General features: G+C 41.5%; 9 protein-coding genes. 4 read left to right on the top strand and 5 right to left on the bottom strand.

The window, feature by feature from the left end; genetic code table 11:
• The coding region (locus DDV96_RS15955) for an ISAon1 family transposase N-terminal region protein (RefSeq protein WP_116695109.1) at positions 1-264 on the bottom strand (264 nt) is incomplete at its 3' end.
• A 112-nt stretch (positions 265-376) separates the two neighbouring features.
• A complete protein-coding gene (locus DDV96_RS15625) occupies positions 377-1,582 on the bottom strand; it encodes an LETM1-related biofilm-associated protein (RefSeq protein WP_116695720.1) in 1,206 nt (401 codons plus the stop codon).
• 144 nt (positions 1,583-1,726) lie between these two features.
• On the opposite strand from DDV96_RS15625, the gene DDV96_RS15620 reads away from it, so the two are divergent.
• The 3 genes from DDV96_RS15620 to DDV96_RS15610 all read left to right on the top strand — a co-directional run bounded on the left by DDV96_RS15620 (position 1,727) and on the right by DDV96_RS15610 (position 4,549).
• Positions 1,727-2,437, top strand: coding sequence for a DUF4331 family protein (locus DDV96_RS15620; protein WP_116695719.1), 711 nt, complete (start codon positions 1,727-1,729; stop codon positions 2,435-2,437).
• Between the two features lie 20 nt (positions 2,438-2,457).
• A complete protein-coding gene (locus tag DDV96_RS15615; RefSeq protein ID WP_240607753.1) occupies positions 2,458-3,153 on the top strand; it encodes a DUF4331 domain-containing protein in 696 nt (231 codons plus the stop codon).
• Between the two features lie 100 nt (positions 3,154-3,253).
• Complete coding sequence (locus DDV96_RS15610; RefSeq protein ID WP_116695717.1) at positions 3,254-4,549, top strand: tetratricopeptide repeat protein; 1,296 nt, start codon at positions 3,254-3,256, stop codon at positions 4,547-4,549.
• Positions 4,550-4,726: 177 nt separating this feature from the next.
• Here DDV96_RS15610 and DDV96_RS15605 read toward each other — a convergent pair whose 3' ends face one another.
• The 3 genes from DDV96_RS15605 to DDV96_RS15595 all read right to left on the bottom strand — a co-directional run bounded on the left by DDV96_RS15605 (position 4,727) and on the right by DDV96_RS15595 (position 6,403).
• Positions 4,727-4,933, bottom strand: coding sequence for a hypothetical protein (locus DDV96_RS15605; protein ID WP_116695716.1), 207 nt, complete (start codon positions 4,931-4,933; stop codon positions 4,727-4,729).
• A gap of 137 nt (positions 4,934-5,070) precedes the next feature.
• Positions 5,071-5,868, bottom strand: a complete 798-nt coding sequence (locus DDV96_RS15600) for an anti-sigma factor (protein WP_116695715.1) — start codon at positions 5,866-5,868, stop codon at positions 5,071-5,073.
• A gap of 1 nt (position 5,869) precedes the next feature.
• Entirely contained in the window at positions 5,870-6,403 is a 534-nt protein-coding gene (locus DDV96_RS15595; protein ID WP_116695714.1) for an RNA polymerase sigma factor, read from the bottom strand.
• A 275-nt stretch (positions 6,404-6,678) separates the two neighbouring features.
• Here DDV96_RS15595 and DDV96_RS15590 point away from each other — a divergent pair, with 275 nt between their 5' ends.
• Positions 6,679-10,116 (top strand): M36 family metallopeptidase, encoded by a 3,438-nt coding sequence (locus DDV96_RS15590; RefSeq protein WP_116695713.1) that lies wholly within the window; start codon positions 6,679-6,681, stop codon positions 10,114-10,116.
• Positions 10,117-10,502 lie beyond the last annotated feature (386 nt).

Genomic DNA, 10,502 nt, shown 5'->3' with positions numbered 1-10,502 from the left:
TCTTCGCTTCAAGCTTAAGCTTACCAAATTATCTCTGATTGGGTAATCCTCAATTATTCGGGGCTCCATAAAGCCGCTAGCTTTATATTGGTGATTTTTATAGGCTTCGGGGATTTCCTTTTTTTCTCCTAAATAAATGGTCAGCCGATTAACGTATAAGGGGTCTTTAATGGTTTTTTTATCAAACCCAACAATGGTAAAGTAAGTTAGCAAACCTTCAGGAAGGATTAAGCTTAGCAGGGGTAAATCAGTCTCTTTATTCATTGGAAAATATTTATCCGCAAAGAAAACTATTTTTCACTTTAGACCCAACTTTTGGACTTGATCCTTAATCTTTCCAACTCCCAGCTTCAGACTACCCGCTACCCATTTTTTACTATTCATCTATCTTGTTATCGTTAAATGCAGACGGCAACAGTTTTGGGATAAATTTGATCAGCAATGGCAATAAAATAGTGCCGCCCGGCAGGAGGAACACCGTTAGCGAAGGGATGGTCTTGCATATATCCAATAATTGCGTCTTCACTTTTTGTTTTTCTTCAGCTGAAAGGTCCCTCGTTGTAGATTTTCCCAATAAAACAACCAACTCGCCACTTTCTTCCAGTTCTTTTTGCAATCGTTTTTTGTTGCGAAGGATAAGCAGTTTGACCGTTGCTGAAGATTGCCGGTACAGGTGTTTTACAGGGTGTTCATATTCAAACAACTTTATTTTTTTAGCGTGCTCTTTTGAAAAATCCCGCAAATCGTCAAGGCTTTTCTCCACATCGGTATCAGGGAGTCCCAGCTTTTGAGCCAATTGTTGTAAAAACTCTATTTCCGAAGGGTCTATTTCCCTATCGTCCCACACGGCCAAACAGCACAGGTCCATTGCGTATTTTTTTGTCAAGAGGTTTTGATTTGATAAAAACACAAGGGGATCGTTGTTCTTTTCTTTCATGTGGTCCGTCTTTTCCTTAAAAGGTGACGAAGAAGCTGCAAACAGGTCTATCAACAAAAGATCGTATTTGGTTTTTCTTTTTTTGCTGTTCAAAGCCAAATAGCAACAGTGTATCAAATGGTGTTCCAGCAATTGTGCTTTTTCCTTGATGCCAGCCGGTTGGCTTAAATAGGTTTTAAAATTGAGCACATCGAGAAAGAGCAGCGAATATGTTAATAAAGAAGCGGCCTCTTTTTTGGAGAGAAAGGTGTTTTCCTGCAAACGGGAAGCCATTATTTTTTCAAGGGTGGCCGTTTCCGAACTGTTAAAAGAAAACCGTTTACGCCATCCTTTTTTCTGTTTTTCAAGCTGTTTGTAAAAAGAAATGATAGCGGCAACAGCCTCATGGTAGTTGGTGCTGTTATTTTCTACCCAATATAGATACAGTAAAGAATGCAGTAGGTTTGTTTTACCGTATTCTTCTTTGGTAAGCGATAAGGAACTTATTGGGATTGTTGAAAGGCTCTTAACAGGAATCCCATATAAAAAACCCGATTTTTTCAAGGTGTGGTAAAATACTTCGGAGGATTCAAAGTGCATACTATCACTTTCCGAAGTGAAAAGATGGATGAATTTAGGGATCCAGCCTGAAGCAGAGGGATTCATGATAAGGTGTTTTAATTGTTGATTCTCCGTTAATTACAACTTTTTAATTTTAGATTAACAGGAAATTAACAGCTTTGGTAAAACCGTAGGTGTATTTTAACCGTAAATGTAATAGAATGTATATTAATCGATAAAAAAACAATCATGAAAAAAACAACAATTTTTGCAGCAATTGGTGGAGTGGGCATAGCCGTACTCGCCATATTTTTGATCGCTGCCGACCACATCGACTCACCATCGGTGGAAGGAACTACAACTGATATTGCAGATCTGTACGCTTTTGAGGGCAATAACCCAGACAACACCGTATTGATTGCGACCATTCAGGGGCCTTTGGCACCTGGCGATGTAACCAATAACGCCGCGTTTGATGAAAACGTATTATTAGAATTTAATATCGATAATACCGGCGATTTTAAAGAGGATTTGGTTATACAAGCCATAAAAAGAGGGGATTCAATGTACTTTTTTGGTCCCGTAGCCCCCGAGACACAGGGTTTGAGCAGTATAGTAGAGACTTCCGGCCCGCGGCACAGGGTGAAAATTTCAACTTCAGAAAATGTAGAAGTGACCGAAGAAGACGGTATGAAGTTTTTTGCCGGCCCTAGAAGAGACGGTTTTTTCTTTGACTTTAACCGTTTTAACAAAGTAATTAGCGGAGAAGTTGCCCCAGAAGGATTTTTGCCTCCTGCCGAAGCAAGCGACTTTTTTGAAGATCTTAATGTGTTGGCCGTTTCGGTAGAAGTACCTAACTCCATGTTAGGAACCGCACCAGCACATGTTGGCGGAGCAGTAGGAATAAATGGACTGCCGCCGGCCTATAACGTATGGGTTTCAGCAAAAAGAAAACAATAACATAACGATAAAAACATAAAATGATGAAAATATATAAACTAAGTATGCTATTTATTGCTATCTGTACATCTTTACTGTTTGTGCAATGTAGCGATGACGACGACAACGTAATAAACTTGGCTACCTGTAATGATGGTATTAAAAACGGAGATGAAGAAGGCGTCGATTGTGGCGGTTCCGCTTGCGGGCCGTGTGAAGAAGCCTTTACTGGCACTTATGTGCAAGAGGATATTATGGGACGCCCCGGAATCAATACAGTTTTCAGCGGTTCTCCTGAAGTAAAAAACAACTTTAATACCACAACAGTAACCGGAAGGGCAGATTTCACGCCTATTTTTGAGAACACTTTGGAAACCTATCACGATGTATATGCCGAAGCACTTGGCCTGGATCCTGCGAACGTAAATTACGAAACCAATATTTTAGGATTGGATGCCCCTACTTTTTCAAAGGTATTGGCAGAATTTGATGCCCTGCAAGTGGCACCAAATGCACAAACTGTTTACTTTGACCCTTCAACAGAAGTAGCCCTAACCGGTAGAAATATTGATGACGATGTGATAGACATATCCCTGATATTGATGTTTGGTGGGGGAGACATAAACAACCTCAATTTTGATGGTAGCGATGGATCACCATTGTTGATAAGCGACAGTGTAGGCTTTGGCGATCGTCAAGTAGTTGACTTCCCTTATTTGGAAACTCCAAATATGTAATATAACATAATAGGAGAAAAATAAGAAAAGGGCAATTCATTGCTCTTTTCTTTTATGCAAAACGTACTATCTATTTTTTTGAACTGATAAAAAATAACCAATGAAAAAAATACTTATTATATGCCTTCTTTGTGTTTTTGGTTCATGCAATCAAAAACAAGAAAAGAATGCGGAAACAACGCCCGTAACAAGCAAAGAAGATTACAATACATACCTTAGTGCACAAGACAACTCCGCGTATGAAGCTGCTCAATCACAAAAGGAATTTTGGAACAAACGTTTGGCAGCAGACAGTAGCGGAGTAGGCGATCTCGGCCCTTTGGCAGGAGGCTACGCGGCATTATTTGCCGCAACGGGCGATGTAGAAAACCTGCATAAGGCAGAACAGCTGCAGAAAAAGGCCATAGCAATATCGGCCACCAATAAAGATGGATACACCCGTGCCTTGGCAAAAACCTACATTTCGCAACATCGGTTTAAAGAGGCCAAAAAAATACTGGAAGAAAGCTATAAGGGTGTTTCCAATAAACATGAAACCGAACTCATGCTTTTCGACGTGTATATGGAGCTGGGCAAATACGACAAAGCCTACACCATGCTCAACAACGTAAAAAACAATAGCGACTTTAACTATTTGATTAGGGTTTCCAAGTGGAACGACCACAAAGGTGATCTCGATGCGGCCATCAAGTATATGGATAAAGCGAAAACCATCGCAGAATCTGGAGGTAACAAATCCCTTAAAGTATGGTCGTACAGTAATTTGGCCGATTTTTACGGCCACGCCGGCAGGATTAATGATTCGTACAATTACTATTTGAAAACCTTGGAGCTTGAACCGGATAATCCTTATGTGAAAAAAGGGCTGGCATGGATAGCGTATTCCTATGAAAAAGATACAAAAGAAGCCAACCGTATTCTGGATTCGGTTTTGGTAAACCATAAATCGCCCAACTATTATCTGCTGAAAGCTGAAATGGCCGAATACACCAATAACAAAGAGGCTGTGAAAGCCAATGAAGACAAGTTTGTTGAAATGGTTTCAGATACTCTATACGGTGGTATGTACAACACCTATTTAATTGAATTGTATGCCGAAAAGGCTCCCGAAAAAGCTCTTGCGTTGGCCAAAAAAGAAGTCGGAAACCGCGCTACGCCTGAAACATATAGCCTTTTGGCTTTGGCACAATTAAAATCCGGAAACAAAAATGGCGCATTGCAGACTATTGAAGCACATGTGGCAGGTAAGACCTTTGAGCCTATGGCCCAATATTATTCCGCTATGGTCTATAAAGCAAATGGAATGGAAGATAAGGTAAAACCTTTAAAAGAAGAGCTTTCGGGTGCTTGGTACGAAATGGGCCCGGTTTTGTCAAAAAAAATCGCCCAATTGTAAAACCGTAACCGCTTTATCTTCGTACATATATGTAGAAAGGTTGATCATCTATAGAATACTATAGAATCAACGACTGGTTATGCCGGTTTTTTCAGAGTTTTTTTGTTAGTTAAGCACCTTCTGGTATTTCCAGAGGGTGCTTTTTTTATTTTATATAACCACCTCCTATGCTCGTGGTTATTTACTATTCGTCCCCACTTTTTTAAACACAAATACAGCGGCAAAATACACGACGGAAATCAATAGAAAAATAGTTGCGGTCATCGCAAAAAACTCAACAAAGCGTATCACCATACTAGGTTCTTTAGGGTCGCCGTCCATTAAAAAGCCAATGACGGTAATAATAAAAGCAATTGTAAAAAGGGTTGAAAGTTTCTGTTTCATGAGATTGTTTTTTAATAATTCACATAATCACGACAAATGCAAAAAACAGTTTGATTGTTATCGTTGCTTATAAATAAGAAGAGCTAAGCCCTATTTTGTTGCGTTCTAAAACCCAATAAACAAGAGATTGTTATAGTTTAAGGAGTGACCTTGCCCAACGTATAGAGTTGATCCATAGTAGGGGTTTCGCTTCCGCCCTCAGGCTCTAAGGTGATACCAAAAGCTTCGGTAGCAGCTACTGCACCCATATCGACCCTAAAAAGTTTAGTGTCAGACTCCGCATAGGAATCCAAGAGGCCAACGCTAGTCGGCGTTAAAGGTTGCATGGTCAACGACCATACTTGATAAACCTTGCCACGAGGTGGTTCCGGCAGTCCTTTTGCGTCTATATAGGCAATTTTGTCTTTTTTGTTCAAATAAACCTTCGCAAAAGACTGTGGCGCAACGGCTTGATTGCCCGGTAGGGTGTAGGTGTTATATTCTTTGGAACGTACAATATCCAGCACATCTTCGGCTTCGGCCAGTTGGCTTTCGGCTTTGTTTGCTTTTTCTTCCAGCACGGCATTTTGGGTGGTGGTGTACCTTACCCGGTCTTGCAGGTCGTTTTTCTCCTTAAGCATCCAGAAAATTCCGGCAAGTGCCAAAATTGCAGCGGCCCAACCGGTAATGGCGCCCCAATTGGTTGAAGGTTTTCTTTCTGAAATTGACCTCACCCTGTTTATATTTTCTACTATTTGAGACCAGATAAGGGCCGAAAGCGGAGGCGAAACAGCTTCGGCCAATGTAATGACACTGTCTTCGATCAACTCTACCTGTTCTTTTACTTCAGGGTGCTGTTCAATGGCGTCTTCTACTTCCTTGGCTTCTTCAGCAGAAAGCGATCCAGCGACGTAGAGTTCTAAATTACCCGATTCTATAAGTTCTTGTGCATTCATATTATCCTAATACAATTGTTTTTAAGTCCTGCATACATTTTCTGTTGCGGGTCTTTAATGTTCCTAACGGAATGTCTATTTCTTTGGCAGCGTCCTTTTGTGTGTACCCTTTAAAGATTAAAAAGTCGATTATTTTGATGCATGCAGGTTTTAATGCAGCCAGATATTTTTTGATCCCGATGGCATTGGTTTTTTTGTTTAGGTTATCGGACGTAGCTAATATATCTACGAAATTAGTGGTGCTAAGGTTTTTCTTGGAGTTTTTATAAGCCTTGGGTCGGGTTTTGTCTATTGCCGTGTTTCTTGCAATATTAAGGATCCACGTAAAAAACCGTCCCTTTTTTACATTGTACGATTGCGAGTTGTCCCAAATTTTTATGAAAACATCCTGCATCACTTCTTCTGCATCCCCTTCGTCTAACACGATGCTGTAAATAATGCCGAACATAGCTTCGGAATACATAGTATATAATTTTGAGAAAGCTTTTTCGTCGCCATCTTGCATGGCTAAGATCAGTTCGTCCGGTTGTTTCATCGTTTGGTTTTAAGTTCTTGCTAAAATAATGAATTAATTTCTATATATGCCGTTGCCATGAACATTTTGTCAAGAAAGGGAGTTGTTTTTTGTGAAATGGATAAAGCCTTGTAAAAATTGTGAAACTGTGTCAAACCAACTTGTAATAGTTCAATAAAAACCAAGAACAATTGAAAAAGTGTTAAATTTCAGTCTGTATGAATGAAATATTTGAATAAAAGCGAAATATTGTTAGTTTTACGAAAATTTAACAACTACTTAAACTAAATGCATCTATGAAAAATTTTACATTGAGTTTAATTTTAGTTTTCAGTTGCGGTTTTTTAACCCAAATGAACGCTCAGGATTTTACTCAAAACCTTCAAGCTGAATTTCAGCAAAAATTAGAGAATAACCAGCTTACCCAGCAAGATTTGCAATGGCAAGTAACCAGCCAACATACCAGTACGGCCAGTGGAATTACACATATCTATCTTGCGCAAACCCTCAACGGCATTCAAATTAATGGCACGGCTTCCAGTTTGCACCTATTGCCCAACGGAGAAACGTTGTCGGGTTCCATTAATTTCTTAAAAAATGCTTCAGAGAAAGCAATAGGCGGAAAGGCACCGGGCATTTCGGCAAGAACAGCCATAGAAAATGCTGCCGGGAAACTGGGGTACACCCTAGATGGTTCGTTAACTGAACTTCAGAAAAAAAATGGGCCAAGCCAGAAAACGACCTTCAGCAAAGGAGGTATTTCATTGAGCAAAATCCCTGCTAAATTAACCTACCAACCTACAGCAGACAATAAATTAGCATTGGCATGGGATATATCCATTGAAGAAAAAAGCCGACAAGATTGGTGGAGCCTTCGCATCGATGCTACAACTGGTGAAATTTTAGAGCAGAACAATTGGATGTTAAGCTGTACTGTGGACCACGAGCACGATCACGAAAAAGAGCCGTTGGATTACAACAAAAACCTGTTCGATATTCCAAATTACGAAGAACTGGCAGCTGAGACAGGTTGTACCGAATGTTATGAGGTGTTCGAATTTCCGTTGGAAAGCCCACTTTATGGTAATAGGTCTATTATAAATAGCCCTGCAGATGCGGTAGCCTCTCCCTATGGCTGGCACGATACCGACGGCAACCCTGGGGCCGAACATACCGATACGCAAGGTAACAACGTAGATGCTTACGAAGCCGGCAACAACTCCGGCTACCGTCCAGATGGTGGGAGTGCTTTGGATTTCACAGGTTACAGCTTCAACCAAACGTGGACTAACTCCAATCAATATGAAGATGCGGCCATTACCCAGCTTTTTTACCTTAACAATGCCATTCACGATTTAACTTATATCTATGGGTTTGATGCTGCGAGTGGAAACTTTCAGGAAAACAACTACGGAAATGGTGGCTCCGGCGGGGATTCCGTTAACGCAAATGCTCAGATTGAACAATGGTGCAACGCTACATTTGGTACCCCACCAGATGGGCTTAACCCATCCATGAATATGTATATATGTGGTAACAGGGATGGATGTTTTGACAATTTAGTGGTCGTTCACGAGTTTGCCCACGGTATTTCCAATAGGTTGACCGGAGGTGGCAACAATACCGAGTGCTTGAACAATGATGAGCAAATGGGCGAAGGCTGGGGCGATTATCTTGGCGCTTTGATAACCATACAGCCTGGCGATGTAGGTACCGATTCTAGAGGCGTAGGAACCTATTTATTTGGCGAAGGTCAAGGTGGTCCAGGTATTCGTACCTATCCTTACAGTACCGATATGTCAGTTAACCCAGATACCTATAGTTCCATAGAAGGAAGTTTCAGTGTACATAGAATAGGCTCCGTTTGGGCCCAAATGTTATGGGAAATGGCGTGGGCTCTAATAGATGAGCATGGTTATGATCCCGATATCTACAACTTTACAGGCGATGTAAATCAAGATGCCGGTAATATTATGGCCATGGCGCTTGTAATGGAAGGAATGAAACTGCAACCTTGTAGTCCAGGTTTTGTGGATGGCAGGGATGCTATTATTGCAGCAGACCAAGCCATCTATGGTGGTGCCAACGAATGTTTAATTTGGGAAGCCTTCGCCAAAAGAGGATTGGGCTTTAGTGCAGACCAAGGATCTTCAAGCAGTGTGAACGATGGAACCGAAGCTTTTGACTTGCCCCCATCGCAAGCCTCATTTGTAGCGCCAGAAGATGTATGTGCAAGTACCGAAATACTAACCGGTTTAAGTGGCGGAAGCCCTGCTGGCGGTGTTTACAGTGGTCCTGGTGTTACTGATGATGGTAACGGGCTTACCTACTCTTTCGATCCTGCCGTAGCGGGCGTAGGGGTGCATACCATTTCGTATGAAGTGCCAGAAGGACAATGTACAACCGCTTCAACCGATAGCGATACCATTGAAGTGTTGGCCATTCCTGATGGTCCTACAACGCAAGGCGTTTCAGATTTCTGTGTGGGCGATGAGGTTACCGTTACGGCAACCCCTAACGATCCAAACAATGTCATTGGATGGTACGATGCCGAATTTGGAGGAAACTTACTGGCGCAAGGCGAATCGTACACCTTTACGCCTTCAGGTTCCACCACAGTCTATGCGCAGGAGAATCCTGACGGTCCTTTATCAAAATTGGTTATTTCTGAAATTACTTTGGAAACACCAGATCGATTTGAAATTCAAAATGTAGGGACGGCTCAAGATTATTCGGGTTACACCGTTGCCGTGAGCGAAGATCCTTATACCGATATAAATGCTATGAACCCAGATACTCAAACTTTAGGGCAAATGGCCAGTGATGCTGTTGTTCAGTTTAATGATGATGGCGGTGCCGACTATTGGGGCAGTAACCTATTCTGGGACAACGATGGTACCGGCTGGATCATCATTATCGATGCCGATGGAAATGTAGTCGATTCTGTATTCTGGAATTTTTCGGCTTCGCAAATTGCCGGCCTCAACGTGAACATCAACGGCTTTAACATTACGGCAGCCGATTTAGATTGGACCGGGACCGGAGCTTCATTGCTAACCGAATGTAATGGATCTTTCAGGAGAAATGGTGATACCGATTCCGCTGCCGATTGGAGTGGGGTTTGTGAAGCTTCAGATTATGGTGTGCCAAACGACGATATTGGTGTTGCTGCTTTTGAAGGTTGCCTTGCAGCGCGTACCGCAACCGAAGTTACCGCCGATGCTGTTGCACCTGAAATTACGTGTCCAGAAGATGTTACCGAGATGGTAAACGAAGGCGAAATGTTTACCTTGCCCGATTATACTGGAGAAACCACTGCTACCGATAACTGTACGGCTAACCCAACCTTGACCCAAGACCCCGCAGCGGGAACTGAAATAGGGGAAGGGGAAACAATAGTGACCATGACCGCCTTCGATGGCGAAAATGAGACTACGTGTACTTTTACTGTTACAGTTGATATCATTTTGGGTGTGGGCGATGCCGATTTTTACAACAATGTTGCTTTATACCCCAACCCAACGAACGGGCAAGTAACCTTGGCGAACAAAAGCAACAAGGAGCTTACCGCTGCCGTTATAACCGATGTTAATGGAAGGATAATACAAACCATTAACCTCAAAAATGCAGGGGTTGAAACGGTCATTTCATTGCAGCAAGTTGCATCTGGTATGTACTTTGTGAAAATTGAAGCAACCGATGCCAGTATTGTAAAACGAATCGTAAAACAATAAGTTAATTACAAAATTGATATAAGCTAAGCCCCGTATGGAAATTCCATACGGGGCTTTTTTTTTTGAATAATATAGAGAACCGTTACCTTACAAATTAGATACTCCTGCCAAAGCTAAAAAGAAATCCAGTTGTATTTAAAGCTTGCGATGTTAAATCGTCGGCTCCTTGATGTAAAACAACACCTTTTTAATACTTGAAATATCAAAAACTCAATTGGTATATCTTCGGAAATTTAATTTTGGGATTCAGTTTATATAACCTAAGTTCAACAAATAAGTGCAACTCAAATTAAAAATCATTGGGGGCTAGCCCCCAATGATTGGCCAAGTGCTAAATTTGCGTTGCAATGAAATATAAACAGCTCAGCCGAGAGCAAAGATACCAA

This window comes from Marixanthomonas spongiae, assembly GCF_003095375.1.
Lineage (GTDB): Bacteria > Bacteroidota > Bacteroidia > Flavobacteriales > Flavobacteriaceae > Marixanthomonas > Marixanthomonas spongiae.
Note: the sequence above shows the minus strand (reverse complement) of the source record. Positions and strands in the feature narration are given on the sequence as shown.

What these genes read in the sequence shown, in the direction of transcription:
- DDV96_RS15600 (WP_116695715.1), bottom strand. Translation starts at nt 5,868, where the DNA reads ATGAATGCACAAGAACTTATAGAATCGGGTAATTTAGAACTCTACGTC.
- DDV96_RS15590 (WP_116695713.1), top strand. Translation starts at nt 6,679, where the DNA reads ATGAAAAATTTTACATTGAGTTTAATTTTAGTTTTCAGTTGCGGTTTT.
- DDV96_RS15595 (WP_116695714.1), bottom strand. Translation starts at nt 6,403, where the DNA reads ATGAAACAACCGGACGAACTGATCTTAGCCATGCAAGATGGCGACGAA.
- DDV96_RS15610 (WP_116695717.1), top strand. Translation starts at nt 3,254, where the DNA reads ATGAAAAAAATACTTATTATATGCCTTCTTTGTGTTTTTGGTTCATGC.
- DDV96_RS15615 (WP_240607753.1), top strand. Translation starts at nt 2,458, where the DNA reads ATGATGAAAATATATAAACTAAGTATGCTATTTATTGCTATCTGTACA.
- DDV96_RS15605 (WP_116695716.1), bottom strand. Translation starts at nt 4,933, where the DNA reads ATGAAACAGAAACTTTCAACCCTTTTTACAATTGCTTTTATTATTACC.
- DDV96_RS15625 (WP_116695720.1), bottom strand. Translation starts at nt 1,582, where the DNA reads ATGAATCCCTCTGCTTCAGGCTGGATCCCTAAATTCATCCATCTTTTC.
- DDV96_RS15620 (WP_116695719.1), top strand. Translation starts at nt 1,727, where the DNA reads ATGAAAAAAACAACAATTTTTGCAGCAATTGGTGGAGTGGGCATAGCC.